Below are 26,566 nucleotides of genomic sequence, written 5' to 3'. Positions count from 1 at the left end.
CCGGCGCCCCGAGAGGCCCACCATGACCGCACCGACCATAAGCACTGATGCCCTCTACGAGCGGGTACGCACCGTCGTCCCCCGCGTCGAGTGGGCGACCATGGAGGACGACGTCGCTGCCATCTGGCGCCTCAAGCGCGAACGCAACGCCGTGATCCTGGCGCACAACTACCAGACGCCCGAGATATTCCACGGGGTGGCGGACATCGTCGGGGACTCCCTGGCGCTGGCTCGCGAGGCCCAGCACGTCGAGGCGGACGTCATCGTCCTGGCCGGCGTGCACTTCATGGCCGAGACCGCCAAGCTGCTCAACCCCACCAAGACCGTGCTCATCCCGGACCTGCGCTCCGGCTGCTCGCTGGCGGAGTCCATCACCGCGGCGGACGTCCGGGCGCTCAAGGCCGCCCACCCCGGCGTGCCCGTGGTCACCTACGTCAACACCTCGGCGGACGTGAAGGCCGAGTCGGACATCTGCTGCACCTCCGGCAACGCGGTGCAGGTCATCGAGTCCCTCGGCGTCGACCGCGTCATCATGATCCCGGACGAATACCTCGCCCAGAACATCGCCCGGCAGACCGGCGTGGAGGTCATCACCTGGGCGGGACACTGCGAGGTCCACGAGCGCTTCACCCCGCGCGACATCGCCCAGATCCGCGAGGACTACCCCGGCGTCGTCGTCCTCGCCCACCCCGAGTGCCCGCCGGAGGTGGTCGACGCCGCCGACATGGCCGGCTCGACCGCGCAGATGCAGAGCTTCGTCACCCTCGAGCAGCCCGATCGGGTCGCCCTCATCACCGAGTGCTCGATGAGCGACAACGTCTCGGCCGCCAACCCCGGCGTGGAGTTCGTCCGGCCCTGCAACCTGTGCCCGCACATGAAGCGCAACACCCTCGGCACCATCCGCGCCGCGCTGGAGCACACCCGGCACGAGGTGAGGATCGATCCGGAGGTCGCCGACCGGGCGCGAGCCGCCGTCGAGCGCATGCTGGCCGTCTGATGGGCGCCGCCCTGCCCCAGGACCGGCCGGTCATCGTCGGTGGCGGCCTCGCCGGCCTCCTGACCGCCGTGCACCTGGCGCCGCTTCCCTGCGTGGTCCTGACCACCGGGGGCCTGGCCGAGCACACCTCGTCCGTCCTCGCGCAGGGCGGGATCGCCGCCGCCCTCGACCCCGGCGACTCACCGCTGCTGCACGCCCTTGACACCCTTCACGCCGGGGCGGGCCTGTCCGACCCCAGCACCGCCGAGCGGATCACCGCCGCCGCCCCTGCCGCGGTCGAGCACCTCACGGCCCTCGGCGCCCGCTTCGACCGCAGGCCCGACGGCGTCCTCGCCCTAGGCCTGGAGGCCGCGCACAGCCGCCACCGCGTCGCCCACGCGGGCGGGGACGCCACCGGTCACGAGGTCTTGCGGGCCGCGATCGCCGCGGTGCGGGCCATGCCGTCGATCACCGTCCTGGAGCGCACCCGCGCCCTGCGGCTGATCACCGACGACGACGGCCGGGTGGCCGGCGTCGTCGTCGCGGCCGACGGCGTCCCCGACGTGATTCGCACCGACCGAGTCGTCCTCGCCACCGGCGGCGCCGGCGGGCTGTTCCGCCACACCACCAACCCCACCGGCTCCCGCGGCCAGGGGCTCTCCCTGGCTGCCCGCGCCGGCGCGGAGCTCCGGGACCTGGAGATGGTCCAGTTCCACCCCACCGCGCTGGACGTGGGCCTGGACCCCATGCCGCTCGTCAGCGAGGCGGTCCGCGGCGAGGGGGCCCGCCTCGTGGACGCCGCCGGCGACCGCCTGCTCGGGGACGACCTAGCTCCGCGCGACGTCGTCTCCCGAGCCGTCTTCGTCGAGATCCGGCGCGGCGGTCGGGTCTTCCTTGACGCCCGGGAGGTGCTGGGCGCCGGCTTCGCCGCCCACTTCCCCACCGTGGCCGCCGCCTGCCGTGCGGCGGGCATCGACCCGACCCGCGACCCCGTCCCCGTCCGACCGGCCGCGCACTACCTCATGGGCGGCGTGAGCGTCGACGGGCGCGGGCGCACCACCGTCCCGGGCCTGTGGGCCGTGGGCGAGGTGGCCAGCACGGGCCTGCACGGCGCGAACCGCCTGGCCTCGAACTCCCTCCTCGAGGCGGCCGTGTGCGCACGGTGGGTCGCGGCGGACCTTGCCGGCCAGGAAGGACGACGACGCCCCCGCCCCGGCGGCCCCTCGCACCTGCCGCGGTGGGCCGCCGTCCCGGCCGGAGGTGCGGAGGAGCTTCGCACGCTGATGTCCGAGACCGTCGGCGTGCTTCGCGACGGCGCCGCCCTGACCCGCGCCGTCGACCGGCTCGCTGCCACCGTCGCCCGGACCGGCCCCGATGCCACGGACGACGCCACGCTCGTGGCGCTGCTGCTCGCCACCTCGGCCCTGCGCCGCGAGGAGAGCCGCGGCGCTCACACGCGCACCGACTTCCCGGAGGCCGCCGAGCCGCACCACCTCACCCTGACCCTCGAGGACGGCCTCGGCGGCCTCCTCGCCCCCGCGCCCCGACGGAGTGCCTCATGAAACCCCTGTCCCCGCTGATCGTCGAGCCCCTGGTCCGCGCCGCGCTCCTGGAAGACCTCGGCCGCGCTGGGGACATCACGACGGACACGGTCGTGCCCGCCGAGCAGCGTGCCTCGGTCCGGCTCGCCGCCCGGGATGCCGGCGTGGTGGCCGGGACGGACCTGGCCGTGGCGGCCTTCCGACTGGTTGACCCGACGGTCGCGGTCGACGTCGCACTGCCGGACGGGTCCCGGGTGCTCCCCGGCGATGTCGTCGCCACTGTGTCCGGGCCCGCCCGTGCCATCCTGACCGCGGAGCGGGTCGCCCTGAACTTCCTCGGCCACCTCTCCGGCGTCGCGACGGCAACGGCGCAGATCGCCGACGCCGTCGCCCACACCGCCACTCGGGTGACCTGCACCCGCAAGACCACCCCCGGCCTGCGGGCCCCGGAGAAGCACGCCGTCGTGGCCGGCGGGGGGGTCAACCACCGTTTCGGGCTGGACGACGCCATCCTCGTCAAGGACAACCACATCGCCCTGGCCGGCGGCGTCCGCGAGGCCATCACCCGCGCCCGGGCCGGGGTGGGTCATCTGGTGAAGATCGAGGTCGAGGTGGAAACCCTCGACCAGTTGCGCGAGGTGCTCACCGACCCGGTCGACGCCGTCCTGCTGGACAACATGGGACCGGAGACGCTGCGCGAGGCGGTGGAGCTAGTGGCGGGCCGGATGGTCACCGAGGCGTCTGGGCGGCTGACGGCTGCGACCGCGCCGGTCATCGCCGCGACTGGGGTAGACCTGATGTCGGCCGGGTGGATCACGCACTCGGCGCCGGTGCTGGACTTGGGGCTGGACGTCGTGGACTGACGCGGCGGGACACCGGTCCGGGCGGCCACGCGCCGACCCCGTCCACGGTGACGACGGGTCGGGCGCCGACGAGCGCGTTCGTCACGAACACCTCGCTCGCCCGGGGGAGGTCGTCGAGCCGGAGGGTGCCCTCGATCACCGGGATCCGCGCGGCGGTGAGCGCGGCGATGGCCTGGGCGCGGGCGAGACCGGGCAGGATCCGGCCGTCGAGCGCCGGGGTGTGCACGCCGTCGGGCAGCACGGCGAAGATGTTCGCCCGCCCGGCCTCCAGCACCTCGCCGTCCGTGTCAATCAAGAGTGGGTCGCACGTCGGCGAACAACCGGGCGAGGGTTCGGCGGCGAGCAACCGGCGGTCGACCCACTTGTGCGCACCGAGCCCGCCCGGAAGCGTCAGGGGTACCAGCCGCCACGGCAGCCCCGGCCCGGCGGGCAGTGCGGTGACGGTGACCCTGTGCGCGAGCCCCTCCGCGTGGGGCACCACGCTCACACGGAGCCGGTGCGCACCGGTCAGCGCGGCCGCGGCCTGGACGACGTCCGAGCGCAGCGACGCGGGCAGGGGCAACCCGTAGAGGGCGGCGGCGCTCGCACCGAGCCGGGCCAGATGGTCATCGAGGTGCTGAACGACGCCGTGCTCGACCGGTGCGGTGGAGAAGACGCCCCGCACGGGGTCCGGGCGCGCGGCACGACTGGGAGCGCGGGCCGCCCACTCCGAACCCAGCGCCTCGTCCAGCCGGGCACCGACGGCCGCCAGGAGCGGCCGGGCCTTGACGAGGGTCTCGTGCACCTCCTCCGCCGGGTCGGAGTCGGCGACGATGCCCCCACCCACCCCGAGCCAGACCCGGTCCTCGGCGAACTCGAAGGTGCGGATGGCCACGTTCATCGTCAGACCAGCCGGCCCGGAGTACCCGATCGCGCCGGTATAGACCTCGCGTGCAGTGCGCTCGAGGGCGTGGATGATCTCCATGGCGCGGACCTTCGGCGCACCGGTGCAAGACCCCGGGGGGAACGACGCCCTCAGTAGCTGTCCGTCCGTGACAGCGGCACGGAGAGTGCCGCGAACATCAGACACGAGGTGGTGGACACCAGTGTGGGGCTGGACCGCGGCGAGCTGCTCGACCGCCACCGTCCCGGGCTCGCATGCCCGCCCGAGGTCGTTGCGCATGAGGTCGACGATCATGATGTTCTCCGCGCGGTTCTTCGCGGAGGCCGCGAGAGCGGCGGGATCGGTGTCCAGCGGCGCCGTGCCCTTGATCGGGGAGGTGAGCACGGAGCGGCCGGTACGTCGCAGGAACAACTCCGGGGACAGGCTCGCCACAGCGCCGCCCGGGAGTCGCATGAACGCGGCAAACCGCGGAGAGAGCGCCTCGTAGCCGGCGCAGAACAGGTCGAGCGGGTCACCGTCGAAGGTGGCTCCCAGGCGCCGGCAGAGGTTGACCTGGTAGACGTCACCCGCCCGGATGTGGTCGAGCGCGCGTTCCACCGCGGCGGCGTGCTCGGGCCCCGAGACGTCCGAGCCAACGGGTCCGCACCGGTAGGGCTGCGCCGGGGCCGGCATGTCGAGCGCGGCGTCAACGACCGCGCGGAACTGCCCTGTGCGCTCAGGATCGGCGCCCGGCAGCGACTCCAGCGTCCACCCGAGGCGCACGTCGCGGCGCAGCACATGGTCGTACCAGGCCAGGTGGTGGTGCGGCAGCGGCGTCGGGCGGGGAGGGAATGAAGGCAGGGTCTCGACGCGGTCGGCGAGCTGGTAGCCCAGGTAGCCGATCCATCCCCCACCGAAGACCGCTCCTCCGCCACCGTCCGGGGAAGGCGGGGCGGACAATTCGTCACCGACGGCGACGTCGCGAACCGGCAGTGTCGCCAGGGCGGCGAAGGCGTCGTCACCGGGACCGAGGAGCCGCGCCGGTCGGAAAGCGACGATGTCACCGCCGTCGTGCCAGTCGCCGAGCAGGCCGACGAGGGAGGGCTGATCCCGCAGGGCGCGCATCATCGATGGGGCCGAAACCTCCGGCGGCGCGACAGCTTCGTGCACTCAGCCAGCGTACGGACCCAGACCAAACGCCCGTCGTCGGACGCGGCGCCAAGTCGGAGGCGGTCAGGGCCCGCGCGGCGAGGGGTGGAGCCAGTCCCGGAGAGAATCCCTGGGAGGCAGCAGAGTCCCGGCAGAGAATCCCCGTCTCGAGCAGGTGAAGGAACCACGGAAGCCCTGTGGCATTCGCCGTCTCACTGCTCATTCGTCTGAGGTGAAACCTCAGAACCAAGGAAGTGAGAAGCCCGCTTGCACGTCATCGTGAGCCTGTGAACGCCATACTGGCGGAACCAGACCGCGCCACACGGCGGGCCCCAGGCCGCCGCGTGGCAGGGCGCCGGGTGGAGGGTGCGTCTATGCACGTCGTTCTCCCTGCGATCGGCAGCGCGGGTGACGTGCTGCCGGTCGTCGCCCTCGGCGCCGCGCTCCGGGCGCGTGGGCACCGGGTGACGGTCCTGACGAGCCCGTACCACCGTGAGCCGGTCGAGGGTGCCGGCCTGGAGCTGGTGGCGCTGGGGACCACGGAGCAGTTTGTCCGCGTCATGGATGACCCTGCCCTGTGGCATCCCGTGGAGGGGCCGGTGATGGTCGCGCGGCGGGCCATCCTGCCGCTGATGCGGCCGGTCTACGACTACCTGAGCCGTCTGGAGCCCACCGAGGTGGTGGTCGTTGCGTCCATCCTTGCCTTTGGTGCCCGCATCGCGCGGGAGCGGCTCGGCGTTCGGCTCGTCACCCTCCACCTGCAGCCCGCCGGCCTCCTGTCTTGGCGGCTGAAGCAGCTCGATCGGATCTTGGACCGGATAGTGGGCCCGGCGGTGAACCGATACCGCGCCGAGCTCGGCCTGCCGCCGGTGTCGCGGGTGCTCGGGAGGTGGGTCCACTCTCCGGACGGCGCACTGGGCCTGTTTCCCCACTGGTTCGCCTCGCCGCAGCCGGACTGGCCCGCGAACATCCGGCTGACCGGGTTCGTCCAGGACCGGGCCGCTGGTGCTGCGCTGTCCCGTGAGGCCGAGGAGTTCCTGGCCGACGGGAATCCGCCCGTCGTCGTCACGTTCGGTTCCGCCATGGTGCACGGCAGGCGGATCTTCGCGGAAGCCGTCAAGGCCAACCGTCTGCGCGGCCGGCGCACGGTCCTGCTCACCAGGTTCCGCCACCAGCTGCCGGACACGTTGCCCGATGACGTCCTCCATCTGGAGTGGGTGCCACTTGGGCGGCTGCTGCCGCGCGCTGCTGCTGTGGTGCACCACGGCGGGATAGGGACGCTCGCCCAGGGACTGGCCGCGGGCATCCCGCAGCTCGTCGTGCCGTTCTCCAACGACCAGCCGGACAACGCCAACCGGCTGCGGGCGCTGGGCGTCGCCGAACGGCTGGACCCGCGGCGGTTCACCGCCGAGCGGGCCGCGCTCGTGCTCGACCGGCTGGTCTGCGACCCGCTCGTCCAGGCGCGCTGCCGCCACTACGCGCGGCGCGTGGACTTCGCCCGGGCGGCGCAGGAGGCGGTCACCGTCATCGAGAGCCTCTGAGGCCCACGCGGCGCGCGACCCCGCAGGCGGCCCGTGACGGGCCTCGACGGACAGCTGCTCGGGCCGTCCCAGCATCGGCCTGAGGAGACCGCCGTCGTGCTGGAGAGGCTCCTGGGGCACGTTGGCCCGGCCCCGGCCAGCTCCGGGGGCCTGTCCCTTGTGGAGGACCGCCTGGAGCCGGTACTCGTCCGCGACAACGGTGCGTCGTCAGCGGCGGCTGTTCGCGAGCCAGGGCGCGACCGTCGTCGCGGCACGCCGGGAGGAGGTGCTGCGGTCCGTCGTGGAGAAGTGCCGGCAGCGCGGCGCCCGCGCGCTGGGACGGCACTCCCGGCCAGGAACAACGCGGTTGCCACCCGCCGCTGGGCGGTGCGGCGCCGGCCGTGGACGTCCTCACACGAGTGCCGTGAGCGCCGCGAGTGGCTCACCGCCTTCGCCGCCTGCAAGTCCGGCGCCGAAGGACGCCGGACGTCCTTACTGCCCACCGAGTCTGCGAAGCCCCCATGCCGACGATGGGAGGCGCCGATGGCCGAACGTGATCGGCATTTGCGGAAATCCGCGGGCCGCGTGACCTTCTGGCTTTTCGTGGTTTCGACGGCCGCAATCGTGGCGGGCCTTCTCTGCGCGTCGTTACGTTACGGCACCCTGGCGTTCGAGGCGGAGATGGGCGGGGCAGGCCAGCGGTGGACGTGATCGACCGGGCCGCGATCATCTTGCTGTCCGTAGGTGTGGTCCTGCTGCTCGGCGCTCTGCTCTCGGCTGCCTGGTCGCGCTGGCGGAACCGGCACCGTTCATGACCGCCGCGACGCAACACCCGCGACGACCTCGCCCGCGTGCTCGCCTTCCTGGACGTCGACCTCCTGCGGAGGGGTGGCGTCCGGTCGCCAGGTGGGCGGAGGGTGTAGGGGCGTCTGCCTGGTGTCCTCGTCTCGGGTGGGCGTCCCGCCTCGGGAGGGCCGGGCGGGGTGGCGCGGCCTGGGTGATGGTCCTGGGCCGCGTCGCTGTGTGTTCCGAGCGGTGGGGCTGGACGTTGGCGGCCGTGTGGGCCCTTGGGGCCTTAAGTCTAAGAGCGCGCGCGGATAGGTGGGAGTTATCGGTCGGCGATCTGGCGCACGGCGAGGGTTTCGAGCTCGGAGATGAGTTCGCGTAGGCGGCGGGCGTTGTCGAGCAGGGGGCGGATCTGTTCGGCCTGTTCGGTGCTGAGGGTCCGGGTGACGGTCTTGCCCTCGACCTTGCGGGTCCAGGTCAGGTAGGGGCCGTGCAGCTGGGGCGGGTCGGCGTGGCAGCGGCAGTTCGGGTTGCCGCACCGGGTGTGCCGTTCGACCAGGCTGCCGGGTAGGGGTAGCCCGAGCGCGGCGATCTCGGCGGTGAGCGCGGCGCGGCGCTCCTCGACGGCGGCGGGCACGACACGCCGAGGGCCGGACCCTGGCATCCCCCACCTCCCGGCTTGAAGTAGGTCTACTTGAAGTAGCGGTACTTCATGACCGGTTTCAGGGTAGCCCGGGAGGAAGCGTGCGCGCAGTCGAGCCCCGCGTCGTCGAGGCGGTCTGGGCCGCCATCGCCGGTCACCTGCCCGCCCGGCCACCGGACCGCCACCCCGTTGGGCTGCCACCGCCGGCGGGTGCCGGACCGGCTCTGCTTCAGCGGGATCCTCACCCGCCTGGTCACCGGCTGCTCCTGGCACGTCGCCGCCTACCTCACCGGCGGGGTCTCCGAGACCACGCTGCGGGCCCGACGCACCGAGTGGCTGGCCGCCGGGGTCTTCGACAAGCTGCTGGCCGAGGCGCTGGCCGCCTACGACCGCATCATCGGGCTGAACCTGGCCGACGTCGCCGTCGACGGCAGCCTGCACAAGGCGCCCTGCGGCGGGGAAGGCACCGGACCCAATCCCACCGACCGGGGCAAGCTGGGCTGGAAGTGGTCCATCGCCACCGAGCGGTGGGGCATCCCGATCGGCTGGACCATCGCCGGCGCCAACCGCCACGACGCCGTCCTGCTCGAGCCGACCCTGCAGGCCGTCCTCGACAACGGCCTGCTCGCCGAGGTCGGCACCGTGCACCTGGACCGCGGCTACGACAGCCCGGCCACCCTCCAACGCGCCACCGAGCTGGGCGTGGGCGACATCAACTGCGCCAAGAAACGCCCGCCCGGCAGCTCGAAGACGAAGACGAAGACGAAGCTCAAGCTCGGCCTGCGCTGGCCCGTCGAACGCACCAACTCCTGGTTCACCAACTTCGGCCAGCTACGCCGCAACACCGACCGCTACGAGCACCAGCGCCTGGGCCAGATCGCCCTCGCCGTCGCACTCATCCTCACCGTCAAACTCACGAAATGGGCGAAACGGTGGAACACCTGACCCACCTATCCGCGCGCGCTCTAAGTGGGTGGTTCGACCCTTTCGGCTTCTGTTGCACCACCAGCGATGGCACCGAGCTCGTCGACATCACGGCCTGGGAGCGCGGACCAGGGGCAACGACCCACTGGCTCTACCGTCATGCTCACCGGCACCTACGTCACGAGGTCGGCGACAGCTCCTCACCCGTCCTGTCACCGCTGGCGACTTCGTGCTCGGTTCCAATGCCAGTCGGTCCTGATGGGCGTTCAGGACTCGCGAAACAGCACGACCAGCTCCCGGCAGCCACCATCGCCCCCGACTGGCTCACCGAGGAATCACTGGCTGACCCGTGCTCCTCCCTCCGGCCGATGGGCACTGCGCATCAAGCCGGGCCGGGGCGGCGCACACCCTGGACGGGTGTGCGCCGCCGTCGGGGGGTCAGGCTTTGCCGTAACGGGCGACGAGGCGGTCGAGGTCCTCCAGGGTGATGGCGTCGCTCATGCCCATGAGGGGCACCTTGACCACCGGCATCGAGGTCAGAAAGGCGGCCATAGCCGGGTCGGGACTGTCGGGGCCGAAGAAGGCCCCGAACTCGCCCATCGCGGCCACGAGGGCGGGACCGGCCTCCGGGTCCTCGATCCACTCGCCGATGGTGGAGTTCTTGGTGAGCGGCGGGCGCTGCGCGGGGGCCTCGAGGGTCACCGTGGCCGTCAGCGGCAGGTCGCGCGAGGACGCGCCGACCGACAGCACGAGGGCCCCGGGCTCGACGAGCCAGCCGTGGGTGGCGGTGTCCCAGTGGCTGAGTTCGCGCCGGGAGAGCGTGAAGCGGACCTGTCGCGACTCACCCGGAGCTAGCTCCACCCTCTCGAACCCGCGCAGCTCGCGGGGCGCGCGGGCGACGGCGGAGGCTGGCCGGCCGATGTAGAACTGCGGCACGGCGACGCCGTCGCGGCCGCCCGTGTTGGTCACGGTGGCCGAGACCGTGACGATGACGTCGTCGGCCTGGGTGGCCGCCGTGATCGCGGCGACCTCGACCGTGAGGTCGGTGTACTCGAACGCCGTGTACGTCAGGCCGTGGCCGAACGGGTAGGACACCGGCGCGGCGGCGGCGTCGAGGCCGCGGTAGCCGATGAAGATGCCCTCGCCGTAGCGCACGATGCCGTTCTCCCCGGGGAAGTTCAGCTGCGCGGGCACGTGGGCGAGGCGTTCGGGCACCGACTCGGCCAGCCGGCCCGACGGGGCGGCGTCGCCGAGGAGGAGGTCCACGGCGGCGCTGCCGCCCGCCTGGCCGCCGAGCCAGAGCTCGAGGATGGCGTCGGCCCGGTCGTCCCACTCGGCCACGGTGACCGCCGACCCGTTGGAGAGGAGGACGACGGTGCGGGCGGCGACCTCGGACACCTCGCGCAGCAGGGGGCGGTGGCTGGCGGGCAGGTCCATGTGCGTCCGGTCATAGCCCTCGGACTCGTCGACGGCCGGCAGTCCGAGGAAGAGCACGGCGGTCTTGCCGGCGGCGAGCTGGACCGCCTCGCGGCGCAGCTCGTCGTCGGTCCGGTCCTGCCCTGGTGCGCCCGCCGCCTCGGCGAGGATGTATCCGGGCGCGAAAGGCACGTCCAGCCCGCGCTCGCGCAGCGCCTCGAGTGCGCTGTCCAGGCGGGTCGGCTTGACCTGGGATGACCCGGCGCCCTGGTAGCGCGGCGTGCGCGCCATCTCGCCGATGACGACAGCGGTGTCCGCGACGGCGGACGGGTCGAGCGGCAGGACGCCGTCGTTCTTCAACAGCACCGCCGTGCGCGTGGCCACCTCGCGGGCGAGGGCGTGGTGCGCCTCGGGGTCGAAGGAGACGGGCTCGGCCAGGGCCGGCTGGGCCTTGGCGACGAGGGTGAGGATCCTTGTGACGGCCCGGTCGAGGACCGCCTCGTCGAGCGTGCCGGCGCGGACGGCCTCGACGATGCGGGCGTCGTTGACCCCGTCCGAGGAGGGCATCTCGAGGTCGAGGCCGGCGGCGAGGCCGGCGACGCGGTCGTCGACGGCGCCCCAGTCGGAGACGACGAGCCCGTCGAAGCCCCACTCCTCGCGCAGGACTTCGGTGAGGAGCCACGGGTGCTGGGAGGCGTAGGTGCCGTTGATCTTGTTGTAGGCGCACATGACGGACCACGGCTGGGAGCGGGTGACGACCTTCTCGAACGCCGGCAGGTAGATCTCGCGCAGGGTGCGCTCGTCGATCTCGGCGGAGACGCGCATGCGGTCGGTCTCCTGGTTGTTGGCCGCGAAGTGCTTGAGCGAGGTGCCGACCCCCTGGGACTGGATGCCGTCGACCAGCGGGGCCGCCAGCTCGCCGGTGAGGTACGGGTCCTCGGAGAAGTACTCGAAGTTTCGGCCGCACAGCGGGCTGCGCTTCATGTTGATGCCGGGGCCGAGCAGGACGGCGACGTCGTTGGCCCGGGTCTCGGTGCCGAGGGCCTCCCCGACCCGGCGCAGCAGCTCCGGGTCCCAGGTCGACCCGAGCCCGGCGGCGGAGGGGAAGCAGGTGGCGGGCACCGAGTCGTTCAGGCCCAGGTGGTCGGCGGTGCCCGCCTGCTTACGCAGGCCGTGCGGGCCGTCGGTCACCATGACCGAAGGGATACCGAGGCGCTCGACCGCCTCGGTGTTCCAGAAGTCAGCACCGGAGCACAGCGCCGCCTTCTCCTCGAGGGTGAGCTCGGCGACGAGCGCGCGGACGTCGAGATCGGGGCGGGTGTTGAGGGCGGTCATGTCAGCGAACCTTCTTGATCGGGACGATGGCGGCGGCGCCGAGGAGTCCGATGATCCCGGCGACGAGGAACAGCAGCGTGTAGTTGGTGCCTTCGGAGCCGACGTTGAGCAGGAAGCCGCCCAGCACGCCGGCGAGGGACTGGGGCAGCGCGTTGGCGATGTTCATCACGCCCAGGTCCTTGGCGGCGTCGTCCGGGTTGGGCAGGACGTCGCAGACGAGGGCCATGTCCACCGCGTAGTACATCCCGAACCCGGCGCCCATGAGCGCCTCGATGGCGTAGAAGCTGGAGACGCTGTCGACGTGGACGAGCAGGTAAGTGCCCAGGGCGAAGAGCAGGGTGGCCACGATGACGAAGACCTTGCGGCGCTGGAGCCGGTCGGAGAGCCAGCCGCCGACCTTCGCCGTGACGACCACGGCGGCCGTGTAGATCAGGACGCCGGTGGTGATCGCCTGCACGGCCTCCTCAGTGGGCAGCTCGACGCGGGTCTGGAGGAAGAACAACCGGAAGGTGATGAAGAGGAACGCGGTCAGCTGGACGAGGAACCGCGACCACCACGCCCAGGCGAAGTCCGGGTGCCGGCGCGGGTCGACCCAGAACGTACGGAGCAGGGCCTTCCACCCATCGGTGTCCGGGTGGACGCGCACCTGCCGGTCCGGCAGCACCACACAGTAGGCGAGCACGGTGAGGATCGCGAAGGCGGCCGGCACCACGAACAGCAGCAGCATGTTGCTCACGAACCAACTCGCCACGTACGCCGCGGCCAGGATGCCCAGGTTCTGCATGACGCCGACGTTGGCGGAGACGCTCCCGCGCTGGGACCGGGGCACCTGGTCGGCGATCGTGGTCAGCAGCGGGGCGAGGATCATGTTCCCGCCGAGCTGGCTGAGCAGGCAGCCGACGAGCACCATCGGGACCGCCCCGGCCAGGGCGACCGTGGCCAGACCCAGCAGGAAGACGGCGCTGCCGGCGACCATCCACGGCCGGCGCCGGCCCCACCGGGACGCCGTACGGTCCGAGAGCCGACCGATGACAGGGTTGGCGACGAGGGCCATGAAGGCGGCCACGGACAGGACCATGCCAAGCGCGCCCGCCGCCTGCGAGGCAGGCACCAGGGTTTGGACCTTCAGCGCGAGGCTGACCGTGACGGGGGCGAGCAGCGCGACGAACAGGCCGAACTGGGCGAGCGCCATGAGGACGACGACGCGACGCGGCGCCTTCTCGGTGGGGACGATCTCCTCGGCGAAGGGGATCTGGCCGGGGACGAGGGTGCTCGCGACCGGCGGCTGGGGGGCTGTCATGGACATGAACGTGAACTCCTGAGCGACGTCATTGCCGAAGGATCAGGACGAACCTCGGTGTTCTGGCGCCATCCAGGCTGACACACAATCCGACCGACCGGTAGATTGATTTTTGGTCTAGAGTGTGCTTCGTGTCACAGACAGAGATCCGGCGAGGGCCCGGCAGGCCGCGCCTCGGGAGCGAGGACAAGCGGGAGCGGATCCTGCACGAGGCGTTCGACCTCTTCGCCCGGCGGGGCTACTCCGCGACCTCCCTCAACGACGTAGCCCGGGCGGCGGACATCTCGAAGGCTGGCCTGCTGCACCACTTCGAGTCGAAGGAGGCGCTCTTCTCCGCCGTCCTCGAGCGCCGCGACGCCGCCGACATGGCCGGGATGGAGGCCTTCGACGGCGACGTGTGGGCCTTCCTCGACCTCTGGGTCGACCTCGTCGAGCGCAACGCGGGCAAGCCGGGCATGGTCGGCCTCTACACGGCGATGGCGATCGGCGGGGTGGACGCCGACCATCCGGCCCACCCCTGGCTGCACCACCACTTCCTCCGAGCGATCGACCAGACGGCGGAGCACTTCGAGCGCGGCAAGGTCGGTGGCGTCGTCGCGCCGGACGCCCCCTCCCGCGAGCTGGCCCGGACCCTGGTCGCCCTGTCGGACGGCATCCAGCTCCAGTGGCTCTGCGCGCGCGCGGACGCCGCCGCTGCCGGAGAAGGTTACGGCGGGACGACGCCGGTGCACGGCGAGACCCCGCTCGACATGGCGGCACAGATGCGCCTGCTCGTCGACCTGATCAAGGCCCGCTGGGCGGCGCCGCGCGTCGGCGCCGCGTGACGGATTTCGGTGTAGAGGGCCGAGAGGCTCTCAGGGCACCGGACGACAGCCCACGCCGGAACGTATACGTCTGTCGAGCGGCACACGTAGCGTCCGCAATCACCTGGCGGTCCGGGACACCCTCAGACGTCGCGCTGACCTCAGGGGAGAGTACGCCGCCGTCGAGATGCGCCTGGCCTCCGACCGGACGATTGGCATCGAGGACTACGTTGCGCGGAAGTCTGGAGTTCTCCAAGAGGTGCCTGCCGAGTCGGACCTCACTGCATCTGAAAGGCGCCAGATCTTGGAGTTGAACGACCCACCGATTCGGGCTGACGCGTAAGGCTGCGAGAACTCGTCCCAACCTGCCGGCCCGACTCACCGGTAGTGCGGCTGCTCCCCGCCGGGCTCCGCGGGGACCACGTCGAGGTTGGGGGCCGTCAGGAGCTCGTTGATCGCGGCGCGGTCGGCACCGATGCCGGCCCAGTGCGGGTCGACATCCGCCGTGACGCACCAGGCGCGGTCCGCCGGCCAGACGAAGGCGGGGCGGAGCGGCGAAGTCAGATTCGGGTGGTCGGGCCACGTCTCGGTAGGACCCGTCAGGCCTGCGGCCTGACCGCGCAGCAGGAAGTACCCACGGTTCGGCACGCGCACCAGCGGTGCCTGCAGCACGGCCGGAGGGAACGCCTGCGAGCCCCAGCCGTCCCAGTAGGCGACGTACCAGTCGTCGGGCGTGGTCGTGTGGGTCGCCAACAGAGCAAGGGCGGTATGCAGCTGGGTCAGATCCGACGGGTGATCGTCGTCGATCTCGACGTCGTTCTCTAACTGCCCGTCGTACACCGGGTCGGGGATGAAACGTAGTCGCGCGTACGCCGCGAAGCCGGCGGGACCGAGCGTGACCAGCTGCGCCCACGGCAGATGACTAGTGGTGAGCCAGTCCGCCGCGGACAGGTCGGTGCACGGGGTCAGTTCCACGTGCCCATGCTGCCGCCTCGGTGGGGCGGAGGGCGACGGGACGGTGCGAAGGCGCCATGGGTCGCGAAGGCTGAAATGTAAGCACTCGTCACTCGGCTCAAGATCCGCACACCCCACCCGGTCCGTCGGTGGATCGAGGCTAAGGCAACTCCCGTCCCATCTATATCCGGCCCTACCAGTCAGTGAAAAGCCCTGCCGAGGTCAGTGCAACGGGGCGAAGGCGTCCGGCTTTTCGGCAAGCCGCATCCGGAACGCGGACTCCACCGCAGCGTCAGGATCGGCGCCGTAATAGAGATCATTACCGCGCTCCTCAAGCTCCTCGGCGAGCTCCAGCGGGAGGGAGTCGGGGTCGCCGGCCTCCAGTGCGAATGCCTCGATCATGTTGGCCAGGCTGTCGAGGCCCAGCCAGCGAAGACCGGCGACCGCGGCGCGCAGGTCAGCAGGCCCGAGCACCCCGACGGCGTGCAGCAAGCCGCCGTTGTCGGCGAGGCCGGTGAGCTGCGACACGTCGTGGAGGGCTTGGTCTCCCTCCCTGAAGGAACTCATGTCGTCGAAGCGGACGGCCCTGTTCCAGATCAGGTCAGCGGTATTCACGGACGAAGCCTTGCAGTCGGCCAAGTGGCCGTCCATCCTGACCGCTGGTGAGTCGTGGTGAGGGCCCGGGGAGGGGCGGTCACCTGACCTCGATCCGATGGGTCTGCGCTCATTGGACCCGTCAAGGCCGTCGACTTGAGTTGACAATAAGGCCAATTTCCCGGGTGCCCGTGAACACCCGCGTTCGCGGTGCTTCAGGTCCGGTGGCTGTTCGGCAGTTCGTTCTCTGCCGGCGAGAGGGGGGCAGAAGGTCATCTGGTCATGAGCGCAAGGATGAAGCGGGTGTCGGCAGTTCGGATCTGCCCGCGGCACGAGCATCATCCCGGGTCCGCGCCGAAGGCTTCCCAGGAAGTCCGGCTGCTCGGGGGGCGTCCGGACACTCGCCGTGGTCAGTGGCGAGACCCGCGCTTGTTGGCACGGGGTCTCGCCGGCTTGACCCTACGGAAGCGAGGCATCCCGGCTGGGCCCCCGCCGATCGGCGGGGGCACGGTTTCCCCCTCGGAAGGGATTGTGCGCCGGGCGGGTATCGGGTCAGTGTGTACCGCATGGCCGCACGGGAGACCGTTCCGAGTACCGCTGTCCCGCGGACGAGGCAGCGCCTGGTGGGAGTCGACGCCACCCGCGGCGTCGCGCTGCTGGGGATGATGGCGGTGCACGCCCTGTGGGCGTTCGACGCCGAGGACAACGTGACCTGGACCTATGCCCTTGCGGCCGGGCGATCCGCGGCGACGTTCGCCGTCCTGGCAGGCGTCGGCATCTCGCTCATGACCGGCCGGCGCAAGGTGCAGGCGCCTGACCGCAAGGGCGTGGCGGCCTCTCTCGCGGCGCGGGCGATGCTCATCGGGCTCATCGGGTTCGCGCTCGGCTACGCGGACGCGGACATCACCTCGGTCATCCTGGTCTACTACGCGGTGCTGTTCCTGCTCGCCATACCGCTGACCTTCCTCCCCAGCTGGGCCTTGGCGGTCACCGGTGCGGTCATCGGAGTGGGGATGCCCGTCCTCAGCCACCTCCTGCGCCCTGGGCTGCCGGAGGCGTCCGGAGGAAACCCGTCCTTCGGTTACCTCCTGTACCGCCCCGGTGAGCTGCTCGCCGAGCTGACGCTGACCGGGGTCTATCCGGCGCTGCCCTGGATGGCCTACATCTGCGCCGGCCTGTTCATCGGGCGCCTCCGCCTGTCCTCCCCACGGGTGGCGGCCGGGCTCGTGGGCGCTGGCGTGGCGGCGGCGGGGACGGCCTCGGCGGTGTCCTGGTGGGCGATGGGGCCACTGGGCGGGCAGGACCAGCTGTACGCGACCGCCCCGGAGTCCGGCATGACGTCCACCGAGGTCACCGACACGCTCATCTGGGGCGCGGGCGGCACCACGCCGACCACCACGTGGTGGTGGCTGGCCACCGACGCCCCGCACACCACCACCCCGCTGGACCTGCTTCACACCACAGGCGTCGCGGTAGGCCTGCTCGGCGCTTTCCTCCTCCTCGCCGATCTCGCGGCCCGCCGCAGCCCCGCCCTCATGGCGGCACTGAAGGTGCTGGGCGCGGCGGGCGGGATGACGCTGACGCTCTACACCGCCCACGTGATGTTCATGAACTCCCCGCTGGACGTCTTCGACGCCACCACCGGCTACCTCGTCCAGGTCGTCGCAGCGCTCCTCTTCGCGTTCGTCTGGCACCGGGCGGTGGGACGCGGGCCACTCGAGGCATTGGTCACCAAGGTCGCCCGAGCCGCCCGGCGGGCCGTCACGCCCCCACAGCCCGACGTGCTCCCGCACCGGGCGTGACGGTCAGCGCCCCGTCTCAGTCGCTGTGGCGAGCGCCGCCCGCCCGTCCCGTGCTCATCGACCCGGTGGCAGGCATCCCGGAGGCCCACATGTCGTTCCGTTTCCGCGCCGCCGTCCCACTGTCCGCCTGCGTGCTCGCCCTCGGAGCCTGCGGCGTGGTGACCAGCCCGTCGCAGGTGGCCCCCCAGGACTACATCGAAGAACCAGCCATCTCCTCCGCGGCGGTGACCGCGTTCGGACAGGAGCGTGTAGAGGAGGCCCACGAGGAGCTGACAGCCTTCGCGCTGGAGCGTGCCTTCCCGGAGGAGTTCCTCGATCCCCAGAAGGACACGTACACCCACGAGGAGCTCGCCGCCGGCGTGCAGAACTACCTCACCAAGGACATGGCCGACGCCTGGTCGGCCCTCGTCGTCTCGGCGCTGGCCGGCGACACCGCCGCACAAGAATCGCTGCGCGTCCTGCAGTTCTACCACCTGGACGATCCCACGTCGGCACTCCCACCGGACCACTCCCCGCCGTCCAACCAGCAGATCATGGACTCCCGGATCGACATCGAGCGCACCGCGACAGGCCCCGGGGTACAACTGGTGATCACCTGGAAGCACATCGCGACATTGGAACTGGTCGATGTCGCCGCAGGGGCGGAAGAACGCTACGCACTGGACGTCACCAAGACGATGAAGTTCTGGCTCACCCCAAGCACGACCTCGTCGGGACCCAGGTGGCTCATCACGCAATACGACGGCAGCTACACGGTCGACGTCCCCGAGGCGTGAGTAGCCCGAGGAGCACGCCGCACCTGGTTGACGCCCACCCAACCGGGATTCGTTTGCTGTGCTCACCGCCGATCCGTTCCGGGGCGACTCCGGCCCATGGCGCCGCTGCCTGCCGCCGCCCGGGGCATTGGCATGGATACGCTCCGGAGACCCGGTCATCGACCTGGCTGCGGGGCGCGTCGAGCGCACCGGCGCCGCCGTGCACCTGACCACCCCGCCACCTCCTCACCGAGCCCGGCGTCGGCTACCGCTTCGGGCCCTGGCCACGAGAGCGGTGGCCACGTTCAGCACCCGGACTGCCGCTCAGCGCGCGCGGTGGATGAGGTCCAGCGTGCGGCGCAGCTCGTCGGCGTCGACCTGGCCCGGTGCGGACGCCTGACCGACCGTCCCGAACGTCGCGGCGGAGCCGAAGATCTCGCCGGCCAGGCGTGAGACGACGCCCGCGCCGGCCATGGACATCGTGATGAGCGGGACGCCGGGGAGCTCACGGTGCATCGCCCACGTCGCCTCGAGGAGGACGAGCACGTCCCCAGGGTCGCGCGGCATGACGGCGATCTTGGGGATGTCCGCCCCGAGCTCGCGCATGCGCCGGAGTCGGGCGAGAATCTCGGGCTTCGGCGGCGTCGTCTCGAAGTCGTGGTTGGACATGACGACGGCGACGCCGTCGTCGCGGGCCGCGGCGACGACGGCGCGCACGACCTCCTCGTCCCGGAACAGCTCGACGTCGACGAGGTCGGCCGCTCCCGAACGGACGACGGCGTGGCACAGCTCGCCGTAGGCGGCGTCGTCGATCGCCCGCGCGCCCCCCTCGGCCGCCGTCCGGAACGTCACGAGCAGCGGCAGGCCGCCCGCGGCGCGGGCGATGTCTCGGGCGATCTCGGCGACCGTGGCGGGGTCGTCCGCCGTCGCCAGGTGGTCGACGCGCCACTCGACGACGTCGACCGGGTGCCCATCCAGGGCGGCGGCCTGCTCCAGCAGCGTGGGTACGTCGGCGCCCGTGAGAGGGACGATGATCTTCGGCGTCCCCTCGCCGATGACGACGTCCTTGACGGTGACGGCGGGCATGGTGCTCCTCGGTGGTGGCGGACGTGCCTGCGGGCGTTCGGGCGGTCAGGCCTGCGTTCGCGTAGCGGCGTGCGCGGCCATACGGACGGGGGCGTCAGCGGAACCCTAGCCGCGGTAGCCGCCCCGACGCTGGGCCACCCGAATCAGACCTGCAACAGGATCGCGCCGTGGACAGTGGAGGCACTCCCCGCCGTCGCCGTCGCGGTCATACATGACGTCGTGGCGCCGGAGACCGGAGAGCAGGTCGTCGTCGACGTCCAACCGGGCGGCGAGGTCGGCGTAGTAGTTCGGGGTATTCGCTGCCGCGGGGCGCCGCGCTCGCGCAGGCCCGGGCCGTTGCGAAGACGTCGTCGGTGCTGAAGGTGACGCTCTGCGGGGCGGGACGCCCTGGGCCCACGCGCCACGGCGTAGCACCGAGGATCTGAGGCCGACGGGATGCGGCTCGTCACGGAGGGCGCGTGCGCAGCAGCTCAGCGGGCCGGCGGGGCCGCGACGGTGGCACGGGGCGGCCCAGCGCGCATCCGGCACGGGGCGGCTCGGCGCGCATCTTGGACGGACGTGACGTGGGTCACACACAGGTCCCGGGATGGGGCTGCGGATCTGGCCCAAGAGTGGCCGATTTCCAACGCTCCGCCGGTCCCGCCTGACGCCGGGGTGGGCGTTTCGTGGCAAGGAGCTGGACCGGGGCCGTCCGAAGTTCGCTGACGTGCTTGCGCGCGCGAGAGCCGGCCGCCATGATTACGGAGAACGGAGCGCGACGCCTGCCCCCCTGCGCGTCGCGCTCCGTCCTACTTCCCGGGCGTGCAGCGCGGCGCCGTGCCCGGCCCAGACCGTCGTCGCGGTGGTGACACGCGACGGCGCGGCAACCGGCCGCCGGCCGCTTCCCTGCCTACCTTGGTGGAATGACTATCCCTGCGCTCTTCTCCCGGGGTGGGGCGGCCCGGCGTCGTACCGCTCCGGCCGCACAGGACCCCGGACGCGGGGGCGACCGGGGCGCGCGGGGCCGCGGCGGGGAGACCGCCGGCGAGCCCGGGCGGTCCGAACCCGGGGTGTCGCCCGAGCGGGCGTCCGCCGTCGCGCGCGCCGCCACCGGCTGGCGGGAGTCCCTCGTGCGGCTCGGCGGGGTCTCCACGCTGGCGGACATGACGCTGCTCGGCGACGCCGTCATCGACCTGACCGCGGCGCACCCCTCGGGGATCGCCCAGCTGTACGCCGGGCGCACCACGCGCCTGAGCAACCTGGTGCGCGAGGGCAGCGCCCAGCTCGCCGCCCGCCGCAGCGCCCGCACCGTACGCGCCCGCGCCGACGAGCTCGCCCAGCGCTACGGGATCGCGCCCACCTACCTCGCCGTCGGCGTCGCCACCTGGACGGTGCTCCCCGAGGTGACCGCCGCCGAGGGCCACGGCGACGTCGCCCTCGAGGTGTCCGACGACCCCGGCGCCATCCTCGCCGAGCCCGGCGCGCCCGCCGACCAGCAGCCGGCTGCCCGGCAGGGCGGCGCGTCGGCACCCGCCCCCGCGGTACGGACGGTCCACGCCCCGGTGCTGCTGCGCCCGGTGCGCCTGACCGCCCACCCGGGCCCGGAGGCCGACTTCGACCTGCTGCTGGAGTCCGCGCTCGAGGTCAACCCGGTCCTCGTCCGGGCGCTGCGCACGGCCGGGGTGCAGGTCGACCTCGCGGCCGTGGTGCGGGCCAGCTACGTCGACCACGGCTTCTCCCCGCGCGCCTCGCTGCGCGCCCTGGCGACGCTGGGCATGGAGAACCTGCCCGGGTTCGAGCTGACCGAACGGATCGTCGTCGGACCGTTCGTCCACCCCGGCCAGGTCCTCGTGGACGACCTTGACGCGATGCGGCCCCACCTCGCCGCCTCCGACGTCGTCGCCGCCCTGGCCGGTGACGTCCGGGCGCGCGGGGCGCTCGACGTGACCCTGCCCGAGCGGGTCGCCACCGACCGGCCGCCCGAGGCCGAGCGGGGCGCCGGCGACCTGGACGTCGACCAGCAGCACGCCGTCGACGTCGTCGCCTCCGGCGCCCACGTCTTCCTCGACGCGCCGCCCGGCGCAGACGTGCCGGGCACCGTCGCCGCCGTCATCGCCGACGCCGCGGCGTCCGGGCGGCGAGTGCTCTACGTGCCGGGGACCCGGCGCACCGGGCGGGCCCTCCTCGGCCGGATCGAGGAGCTCGGCCTGGGCGACGTCGTCCTGGACCTGTCCACCGACGCGGCCTGGCGGACCAGCGCCGCCGAGCAGCTGCGCGCCGGGCTGACCCCGGCGCCGGTCGAGGTCGACGACGAGGCCGTGCGCGCGCTGCGGGCGCAGCTGACCGACGTGCGCGGCCAGCTCGGGGGCTACGTGGCCGGGTTGCACGCCGTCCACGACCCGTGGGGCGTCTCCGCCTACGACGCCCTGCAGGCGCTTGCAGCGCTGACCTCGGCACGCCCCGGGCCGCGCACCCGGGTGCGCCTGGGCGCCGACGCCCTCGCCCGCCTCTCCGGCGGCGGGCTGGAGCGCGCGCGGGAGCGGCTGGCCCGTGCCGCCGGCCTGGGCGCGTTCACGCTCCGCCCCAAGGACACGCCCTGGTACGGCGCGGCACTCACCGATCCCGCCGCGGCGTCCACGGCCCTGGAGCGCACCCAGCGGCTGGGCGAGCTGAGCCTGCCCCGGCTCACCGCCCAGGTGCACCGCGTGGCCGAGCAGACCGGGCTGGAACCGGCGACCACCCTGGCGGGCTGGCGGGAGCAGCTGGAGATGCTCGACGGCGTCGCGGAGGCCCTCGACGTCTTCCTCCCGCAGGTTTTCGAGCGCTCCGCGGCGGACATGGTCGTGGCCACCGCCACCCGGGCCTGGCGCCGCGAGCACGGCCTGGCCATGAAGGGGTCGGTGCGCCGCCGCCTGCGCAAGCAGGCCAGGGACATGCTGCGCCCGGGGCGGCCGGTGGCCGACCTGCACGCCGAGCTGGTCCGGGTGCAGGAGCAGCGGGAGATCTGGCGGCGCTACAACCCCGGCGGCGGCTGGCCCCGGCTGCCCGACGGGCTGGCCGAGATCCGGGGCACCGAGCGGGAGGTGCGCGCCGACGTCGAGGCCCTCCAGGTCGTGGTCGGCGCGGGCGCCGGCAAGGAGGACCTGTTCGCCGTCCCGCTCGCGGACCTCATCGACCGCATGCGCGAGCTCGGCCTGGACGCGCCCGCCCTGCGGCTGCTGCCGGAGCGTACGGCCCTGGTCCAGGCGCTGCGCGCCGACGGCCTCGGCGAGCTGGTCGACGACCTGGCCGAGCGCCGGGTGCAGGGCTCGCTCGTGCCGGCCGAGCTGGACCTGGCGTGGTGGAGCTCGGCGCTGGAGCAGATGCTGCGTACCGACCCGGCGCTGGCCGGTTACGACGGCCCCGCGCTGGCCACCCTCGCGGAGCGTTTCCGGGAGCTGGACGAGGCGCAGGTGGCCAGCCTGGCCGGGCCGGTGCGCCGCGCCGTCGCCCACCAGCGGGAGACCACCGTGCGCGCGCACCGCGAGGACGCCGCCCGGCTCTTCGACGCCCTCGCCTCCGAGCGCGGCGCGAACCTGCGGGCCGTCCTGGCGACGTACCCGCAGCTCGTCGGCGCGGTCCGGCCGGCGTGGCTGGTGGCGCCGATGCTGGTCCCGCAGCTGGTGTCGGAGGGCCCGGTGGTGGACCTGCTCATCCTCGACGGCGTCCAGCACCTGCCCGTGGAGCAGGCCGTCGCCGTCCTGGCCCGCGCCCGGCAGGTGGTGCTGGTGGGCGACTCGCGCCGCGGCGGCGAGAGCGTCGTCCAGGCGCTGGCGCCCTTGCTGCCCACGATCACTCTTCCCACCGGCCGCGCCGAGCGGGACGAGGGCATCGCCGCGTTCCTCGCCGAGCACGGCTACGAGGGCGTCATCGAGTCCGTCCCGGCGCCCCCGTCGACCTCCCGGATGCGCCTGGAGGTCGTGGATGGCTTCGGCATGCCGGCGCCCGGGTCCGACACCATCGAGAGCGTGCAGGCGGAGGTCGACCGCGTCGTCGACGTGGTCGTCGAGCACGCGCTGAGCGCGCCCGAGAGCTCCCTGGCCGTCGTGGCCCTGAGCGCCCGGCACGCCGACCGGGTCCGCGAGGCGGTGGGCGCCGCCGTGGCGGGCAGTCCCGCCGTCGCCGACTTCTTCCGGCCCGACCGGCCCGAGGCGTTCACCGTCGTCGAGGTGGACGCCGCTGCCGGGCTGCGCCGGGACGTCGTCATCCTCACCGTCGGCTTCGGCAAGACGCCGCACGGCCGGGTGCTCCACCGCTTCGGCGCGCTCGACGCTCCGGACGGGCTGGCCTGCCTCGTCGACGCGCTGGACGCGGTCCGCCACCAGCTCGTCATCGTCAGCTGCATAGGCCCCGGCGACCTCGACCGGTCCCGGCTGCGTCGCCCCGGCGCCCAGCTGCTCGCCGACCTGATCGACCAGGCCGAGGCCGGCACGCTCGCCGGCCCGCGGGCGACCAGCGCGCCCGAGGAGAGCCCGGACCAGCTGCTCGTCGACCTCGCCGAGCGGCTCTGGCGCCTCGGGCTGACGGTGGTGCCGCGCTACGGCCTGGAGGACGGCGTCCGCATCCCGCTGGCCATCGGCCATCCGGAGCTGCCCGGCGAGCTGGTCGTCGCGGTGCTCACCGACGACGCCACCTACGTCGCGGAGCCGAGCCTGCGGCGGCGCGACCGCCACTGGGTGCAGCGCCTCGCCGCGCGCGGGTGGCGCGTGCGCATGGCCTTCTCGACGGCGGTGTTCATGGACCCGCAGGCGGAGGCCGAGGCCATCCAGGCCGAGGTGCTCCAGGTGGTCGAGGAACGGCGGGCCGCGCGGCAGGCGGCCCTGCCGGCCTCCGCGACCGAGGCCACGCAGGAGGAGCAGGCGCCCGGCGACGCGACCGAGGAGCGGCCCGCCGACGCGCCGGCCGGCGACGCCCCCGCGGCTGCCCGCCCGCGCGGGCCGCGGCCGCCGGTCGTGCCCGGCCTGCCGCTGGCCGCGTACGGGGACGACCAGCTCGACGACCTGGTTGCGTGGCTCGTCGCCGACGGTGTGGAGCGCGACGACGACGAGCTGGTGGAGCTCCTCCGCCAGGAGCTGGCACTGACCCGTCGTGGCGCGCAGGTCGACGCCGTGCTCGGCCACGTGGTGCAGCGGCGGCCGCGGTGAGCGAGCGGCCGGGGCCCGGCCCGGGGGTCGGTGGGGCCCAGCAGGCCGGTGGGGCCCAGCAGGCCGGCGGGGCGCAGCAGGCCGGCGGGGCGCAGCAGGCCGGCGGGGCCCAGCAGGCCGGCGGGGCCGGCCGGCGGCGCCGTCACCGCAGGGCCGTCCGGCTCTCGGAGGCCGACCGCCGGCGCCTGGAGGCCGGCGAGATCGACGCCGTCGAGGCGCTCCACGAGGGGGACGCGCCGCCGCCCGTGCCGCGCCCCGAGGACGCACGCCCCACGGACGCCGACGACGAACGGCTGCGCCGTGACGTGCCGCCGCACTGGGGGAGGCCCTGACCCCCGTGAGCGGTCAGTCACCGCGACGTCTCAGTGCATGAGTGAGCTTTCGGCCCGTAGGGGACGTTTCGGCGCATGAGTGTCGTCTCGGCCAGCCGCTCCGCTCGTCTCGCGGTTCGCGATGTCAGCGGCCTGCGGCCGCGCGCTCCGCGGCGAGGAGGTCCCGGATCTCGGTGAGCAGCCGGACGTCGTCGGACGGCGCGGCCGGCTCGGGCGCCTCGACCTTGCGCCGGGCGGCCAGCCGGTTCATCGGCAGCACCACGAGGAAGTACAGCGCCGCCGCCACGAGCAGGAAGTTCACCACCGCGGTCAGGATGGAAAGGGGCAGCACCTCCGCCGGCTCACCCATCCCGTCGATCGTCCACACCCACACGCGGTCGAAGTTGGGCTCACCGAACAGCCCGCCGATGAGGGGATCGAGGACGTCCTCGACGATCGCGTTGACGATCTGGGTGAACGCGGCGCCGATGACCACACCGACCGCGAGGTCCACGGCGTTGCCGCGTGAGACGAATTCCTGGAAGCCGTTGAGCATGGATGTCCTTCGTGCTTGGGCGGTGATCTCCCGGCACGCGCGGACCCCGTCACGGTTCGAGGACCGCGCGCAGGGGCGCCCAGGCGCCGGAGCCGACGAGCACGGTAGCAACACGCTCGGAGGCGGCGACGTACAAATGGCTCACCGGCTGGCTGTTCGTGTCGAGGATCGCGCCGCCCGCCGTGCCCGCCTCCACGGCTAGCACCACGACCGACCGTGCGACCACCTCCGCGCCGCCGGGAGAACCCGCGACGTCGCCGCTGGTCGTGACGAGGCTGACCCGCCGCCCTGGCCGGACGAGCCGGGCGGACGGATCGGCGACGGGCACGGCCACCACGACCGTCCCCGCGGGCGCGCCCGCGGCGAGCCCGGGCCCGACGAGCATGCCGGGCAGCAGCGGCGTGCCGGCCGGCAGGCCGACGGCGAGGCCCGAGCCGGCCGCGTCCGCGACGTCGGCGAGCGCGCCGGGTGGCACGGCGCCCGGCGGGAGCTCGCTGACCGCCAGGTGCCGCTCGGTCAGGGCCGTGCCCGCGGGCGTGTCCGTGGCCAGGACGAGGACGCGCCGACCCGGCGGGTCCGGCGGGGCGACCGCCGTCACGGCCGTGGCGGCGGCCAGGCCCAGGGACAGCGCGGCGAGGAGGTGGCGACGGCGCCACACGGCTCGCCGGAGCCGGGCGCGGGTGGAGCGGGACGGCGGGACCGCCTGGCGGGTGCGCACCCCGCGACGCTAGGCGGGGGCGCGCCGCGTGCCGGCGGCCGGGCGGGGCGGCCTGGGGAGGCGGCGGCCGGTCGCGCCCGCTGTGGACGCCCGGCGGGCGGTCAGCTCGCGGCGGCGGAGGCGGTCGTGCTCGAGGAGGTCGACGTCGACGCGGCGGCGGACTCCTTCGCGGGCGACGAGGCCGGAGCGGGGGAGGCCGCCGGCGAGGAGGAGGTGGAGCCCGACCGCGAGTCGGTGCGGTAGAACCCGGAGCCCTTGAACACCACGCCCACGGACTTGAACAGCTTCCGCAGCGCGCCGCCGCACTCGGGGCACACCGTCAGCGCGTCGTCGCTGAAGGACTGCTTGACGTCGAACTCGTTGCCGCACACCGTGCACCGGTAGGCATAGGTAGGCACTGCGGAACCTCCATGGACTCGAGGGCGGGGCTGGCACTCCACCACGTCGAGTGCCAATCGTACTCCCCGCAACGCGGCGCGCCCGGTGATCCCGCCCACCCCGGTTAGGCTC

The 26,566-nt window shown here is 73.1% G+C and carries 22 protein-coding genes; 12 read left to right on the top strand and 10 right to left on the bottom strand.

Annotation, left to right across the window (positions count from 1 at the left end; translation table 11 throughout):
* Positions 1–22 precede the first annotated feature (22 nt).
* Genes nadA through nadC form a run of 3 tightly spaced genes read left to right on the top strand, consistent with a single transcriptional unit; the run spans position 23 to position 3,380 of the window.
* Positions 23–997, top strand: a complete 975-nt coding sequence (gene nadA, locus ACF0H8_RS19765; RefSeq protein ID WP_395290555.1) for a quinolinate synthase NadA — start codon at positions 23–25, stop codon at positions 995–997.
* Positions 997–2,538, top strand: a complete 1,542-nt coding sequence (locus ACF0H8_RS19760; protein WP_395290554.1) for an L-aspartate oxidase — start codon at positions 997–999, stop codon at positions 2,536–2,538. Before nadA ends, ACF0H8_RS19760 begins: the two co-directional genes overlap by 1 nt.
* Positions 2,535–3,380, top strand: a complete 846-nt coding sequence (gene nadC / locus ACF0H8_RS19755; protein ID WP_395290553.1) for a carboxylating nicotinate-nucleotide diphosphorylase — start codon at positions 2,535–2,537, stop codon at positions 3,378–3,380. Before ACF0H8_RS19760 ends, nadC begins: the two co-directional genes overlap by 4 nt.
* On the opposite strand, the gene ACF0H8_RS19750 is transcribed toward nadC, so the two are convergent.
* A complete protein-coding gene (locus ACF0H8_RS19750; RefSeq protein ID WP_395290552.1) occupies positions 3,331–5,412 on the bottom strand; it encodes a bifunctional anthranilate synthase component I family protein/aminotransferase class IV in 2,082 nt (693 codons plus the stop codon). The genes nadC and ACF0H8_RS19750 overlap by 50 nt on opposite strands.
* A gap of 353 nt (positions 5,413–5,765) precedes the next feature.
* Between ACF0H8_RS19750 and ACF0H8_RS19745 the strand changes: the two genes are divergently transcribed.
* Positions 5,766–6,932: a glycosyltransferase gene (locus tag ACF0H8_RS19745; protein WP_395290551.1), complete on the top strand. Its 1,167-nt coding sequence runs from the start codon at positions 5,766–5,768 to the stop codon at positions 6,930–6,932.
* Between the two features lie 522 nt (positions 6,933–7,454).
* On the top strand, positions 7,455–7,622 hold the full coding sequence (locus ACF0H8_RS19740) for a hypothetical protein (protein WP_395290550.1): 168 nt from the start codon (positions 7,455–7,457) through the stop codon (positions 7,620–7,622).
* A 397-nt stretch (positions 7,623–8,019) separates the two neighbouring features.
* Here the strand turns inward: ACF0H8_RS19740 and ACF0H8_RS19735 are convergent, their stop codons facing one another.
* A complete protein-coding gene (locus ACF0H8_RS19735) occupies positions 8,020–8,361 on the bottom strand; it encodes a DUF6788 family protein (RefSeq protein WP_395290549.1) in 342 nt (113 codons plus the stop codon).
* 48 nt (positions 8,362–8,409) lie between these two features.
* Here ACF0H8_RS19735 and ACF0H8_RS19730 point away from each other — a divergent pair, with 48 nt between their 5' ends.
* On the top strand, positions 8,410–9,285 hold the full coding sequence (locus ACF0H8_RS19730) for an IS5 family transposase (protein ID WP_395290548.1): 876 nt from the start codon (positions 8,410–8,412) through the stop codon (positions 9,283–9,285).
* Positions 9,286–9,702: 417 nt separating this feature from the next.
* Here the strand turns inward: ACF0H8_RS19730 and ACF0H8_RS19725 are convergent, their stop codons facing one another.
* Both ACF0H8_RS19725 and ACF0H8_RS19720 read right to left on the bottom strand, forming a co-directional pair.
* Entirely contained in the window at positions 9,703–12,015 is a 2,313-nt protein-coding gene (locus ACF0H8_RS19725; protein ID WP_395290547.1) for a glycoside hydrolase family 3 N-terminal domain-containing protein, read from the bottom strand.
* A 1-nt stretch (position 12,016) separates the two neighbouring features.
* Positions 12,017–13,315 carry an MFS transporter gene (locus tag ACF0H8_RS19720; RefSeq protein WP_395290546.1) on the bottom strand — a complete coding sequence of 433 codons (1,299 nt, stop codon included), beginning with the start codon at positions 13,313–13,315 and terminating at the stop codon, positions 12,017–12,019.
* A 131-nt stretch (positions 13,316–13,446) separates the two neighbouring features.
* On the opposite strand from ACF0H8_RS19720, the gene ACF0H8_RS19715 reads away from it, so the two are divergent.
* Positions 13,447–14,139, top strand: coding sequence for a TetR/AcrR family transcriptional regulator (locus ACF0H8_RS19715; protein ID WP_395290545.1), 693 nt, complete (start codon positions 13,447–13,449; stop codon positions 14,137–14,139).
* Between the two features lie 64 nt (positions 14,140–14,203).
* Positions 14,204–14,461 carry a GrpB family protein gene (locus ACF0H8_RS19710; protein WP_395290935.1) on the top strand — a complete coding sequence of 86 codons (258 nt, stop codon included), beginning with the start codon at positions 14,204–14,206 and terminating at the stop codon, positions 14,459–14,461.
* A 35-nt stretch (positions 14,462–14,496) separates the two neighbouring features.
* Here ACF0H8_RS19710 and ACF0H8_RS19705 read toward each other — a convergent pair whose 3' ends face one another.
* Both ACF0H8_RS19705 and ACF0H8_RS19700 read right to left on the bottom strand, forming a co-directional pair.
* Positions 14,497–15,093, bottom strand: a complete 597-nt coding sequence (locus ACF0H8_RS19705) for a hypothetical protein (protein WP_395290544.1) — start codon at positions 15,091–15,093, stop codon at positions 14,497–14,499.
* A gap of 201 nt (positions 15,094–15,294) precedes the next feature.
* Positions 15,295–15,687 carry a hypothetical protein gene (locus ACF0H8_RS19700; protein WP_395290543.1) on the bottom strand — a complete coding sequence of 131 codons (393 nt, stop codon included), beginning with the start codon at positions 15,685–15,687 and terminating at the stop codon, positions 15,295–15,297.
* Positions 15,688–16,289: 602 nt separating this feature from the next.
* Between ACF0H8_RS19700 and ACF0H8_RS19695 the strand changes: the two genes are divergently transcribed.
* Together ACF0H8_RS19695 and ACF0H8_RS19690 are read left to right on the top strand one after the other, a co-directional pair.
* Positions 16,290–17,468: a heparan-alpha-glucosaminide N-acetyltransferase domain-containing protein gene (locus ACF0H8_RS19695; RefSeq protein ID WP_395290542.1), complete on the top strand. Its 1,179-nt coding sequence runs from the start codon at positions 16,290–16,292 to the stop codon at positions 17,466–17,468.
* 89 nt (positions 17,469–17,557) lie between these two features.
* The gene (locus tag ACF0H8_RS19690; RefSeq protein ID WP_395290541.1) at positions 17,558–18,244 is read left to right on the top strand and encodes a hypothetical protein; all 687 of its coding nucleotides are present in this window, start codon (positions 17,558–17,560) and stop codon (positions 18,242–18,244) included.
* 303 nt (positions 18,245–18,547) lie between these two features.
* Here ACF0H8_RS19690 and aroD read toward each other — a convergent pair whose 3' ends face one another.
* On the bottom strand, positions 18,548–19,309 hold the full coding sequence (gene aroD / locus ACF0H8_RS19685) for a type I 3-dehydroquinate dehydratase (protein WP_395290540.1): 762 nt from the start codon (positions 19,307–19,309) through the stop codon (positions 18,548–18,550).
* 902 nt (positions 19,310–20,211) lie between these two features.
* Between aroD and ACF0H8_RS19680 the strand changes: the two genes are divergently transcribed.
* Positions 20,212–24,471 carry a hypothetical protein gene (locus tag ACF0H8_RS19680; protein ID WP_395290539.1) on the top strand — a complete coding sequence of 1,420 codons (4,260 nt, stop codon included), beginning with the start codon at positions 20,212–20,214 and terminating at the stop codon, positions 24,469–24,471.
* Positions 24,468–24,803 carry a hypothetical protein gene (locus ACF0H8_RS19675; RefSeq protein WP_395290538.1) on the top strand — a complete coding sequence of 112 codons (336 nt, stop codon included), beginning with the start codon at positions 24,468–24,470 and terminating at the stop codon, positions 24,801–24,803. Before ACF0H8_RS19680 ends, ACF0H8_RS19675 begins: the two co-directional genes overlap by 4 nt.
* A 124-nt stretch (positions 24,804–24,927) precedes the next feature.
* Here the strand turns inward: ACF0H8_RS19675 and mscL are convergent, their stop codons facing one another.
* The 3 genes from mscL to ACF0H8_RS19660 all read right to left on the bottom strand — a co-directional run bounded on the left by mscL (position 24,928) and on the right by ACF0H8_RS19660 (position 26,454).
* Positions 24,928–25,338 carry a large conductance mechanosensitive channel protein MscL gene (gene mscL, locus ACF0H8_RS19670; protein ID WP_395290537.1) on the bottom strand — a complete coding sequence of 137 codons (411 nt, stop codon included), beginning with the start codon at positions 25,336–25,338 and terminating at the stop codon, positions 24,928–24,930.
* A 49-nt stretch (positions 25,339–25,387) separates the two neighbouring features.
* The gene (locus ACF0H8_RS19665; protein WP_395290536.1) at positions 25,388–26,056 is read right to left on the bottom strand and encodes an SAF domain-containing protein; all 669 of its coding nucleotides are present in this window, start codon (positions 26,054–26,056) and stop codon (positions 25,388–25,390) included.
* Positions 26,057–26,157: 101 nt separating this feature from the next.
* Positions 26,158–26,454 carry an FmdB family zinc ribbon protein gene (locus ACF0H8_RS19660; protein ID WP_395290535.1) on the bottom strand — a complete coding sequence of 99 codons (297 nt, stop codon included), beginning with the start codon at positions 26,452–26,454 and terminating at the stop codon, positions 26,158–26,160.
* Between the last annotated feature and the right edge of the window lie 112 nt (positions 26,455–26,566).

The sequence above is a fragment of the Georgenia sp. AZ-5 genome (assembly GCF_043952095.1).
Lineage (GTDB): Bacteria > Actinomycetota > Actinomycetes > Actinomycetales > Actinomycetaceae > Georgenia.
The sequence above is the reverse complement of the archived record's forward strand: the minus strand, read 5'-3'. Positions and strand labels throughout refer to the sequence as shown.

Bases quoted from the DNA above. Each gene is read 5' to 3' on its own strand.
- nadA (WP_395290555.1), top strand. From the start codon at position 23: ATGACCGCACCGACCATAAGCACTGATGCCCTCTACGAGCGGGTACGC.
- ACF0H8_RS19760 (WP_395290554.1), top strand. From the start codon at position 997: ATGGGCGCCGCCCTGCCCCAGGACCGGCCGGTCATCGTCGGTGGCGGC.
- nadC (WP_395290553.1), top strand. From the start codon at position 2,535: ATGAAACCCCTGTCCCCGCTGATCGTCGAGCCCCTGGTCCGCGCCGCG.
- ACF0H8_RS19745 (WP_395290551.1), top strand. From the start codon at position 5,766: ATGCACGTCGTTCTCCCTGCGATCGGCAGCGCGGGTGACGTGCTGCCG.
- ACF0H8_RS19740 (WP_395290550.1), top strand. From the start codon at position 7,455: ATGGCCGAACGTGATCGGCATTTGCGGAAATCCGCGGGCCGCGTGACC.
- ACF0H8_RS19735 (WP_395290549.1), bottom strand. From the start codon at position 8,361: ATGCCAGGGTCCGGCCCTCGGCGTGTCGTGCCCGCCGCCGTCGAGGAG.
- ACF0H8_RS19730 (WP_395290548.1), top strand. From the start codon at position 8,410: ATGACCGGTTTCAGGGTAGCCCGGGAGGAAGCGTGCGCGCAGTCGAGC.
- ACF0H8_RS19725 (WP_395290547.1), bottom strand. From the start codon at position 12,015: ATGACCGCCCTCAACACCCGCCCCGATCTCGACGTCCGCGCGCTCGTC.
- ACF0H8_RS19720 (WP_395290546.1), bottom strand. From the start codon at position 13,315: ATGACAGCCCCCCAGCCGCCGGTCGCGAGCACCCTCGTCCCCGGCCAG.
- ACF0H8_RS19690 (WP_395290541.1), top strand. From the start codon at position 17,558: ATGTCGTTCCGTTTCCGCGCCGCCGTCCCACTGTCCGCCTGCGTGCTC.
- aroD (WP_395290540.1), bottom strand. From the start codon at position 19,309: ATGCCCGCCGTCACCGTCAAGGACGTCGTCATCGGCGAGGGGACGCCG.
- ACF0H8_RS19680 (WP_395290539.1), top strand. From the start codon at position 20,212: ATGACTATCCCTGCGCTCTTCTCCCGGGGTGGGGCGGCCCGGCGTCGT.
- mscL (WP_395290537.1), bottom strand. From the start codon at position 25,338: ATGCTCAACGGCTTCCAGGAATTCGTCTCACGCGGCAACGCCGTGGAC.